Annotated in this window: 1 protein-coding gene; it reads left to right on the top strand. The window is 66.3% G+C overall.

From position 1 onward, the window contains the following. The coding region (locus ABFY71_RS19435) for a transposase (RefSeq protein ID WP_347947384.1) at positions 1-409 on the top strand (409 nt) is incomplete at both ends.

Here is a 409-nt window from a genome sequence, read left to right as displayed (position 1 = left end):
TGACCAACCGGGGCCATGACCGCTCGCACCTGCTGGAGATGGCCAAGGCAGCCCAGGCCGAGACCGGTGCTGCCCAGATGATCGCCCTCGCCGATCGCGGGTATTATGAGGGCGAGCAGATCCGCTCCTGCGCCCAAGCCGGCATCGTCCCCATGGTGCCCAAGCCTAACACCTCACCGGCGCAGGCGCGCGGCGTCTGGGGCAAGGCCATGTTCGTGCATGAGCCGCAGACCGACACCTACCGCTGCCCCGCCGGACAGCAGCTGCAGAAACGCTTCGCCAGGGAAGAAGGCGGCAAGTTCATCAGCGTGTACTTCAACCAGAAGGCCTGTGGTGCCTGCGCATCGCGTCCCTTGTGCACGGCCGGCAAGGAGAAGCGCATCCGACGATGGGAGCATGAGGCGGTGCT

The organism is Devosia alba (assembly GCF_039938915.1).
In the GTDB taxonomy this organism is placed as follows: Bacteria; Pseudomonadota; Alphaproteobacteria; order Rhizobiales; family Devosiaceae; genus Devosia; species Devosia alba.
The sequence above is the reverse complement of the archived record's forward strand: the minus strand, read 5'-3'. Positions and strand labels throughout refer to the sequence as shown.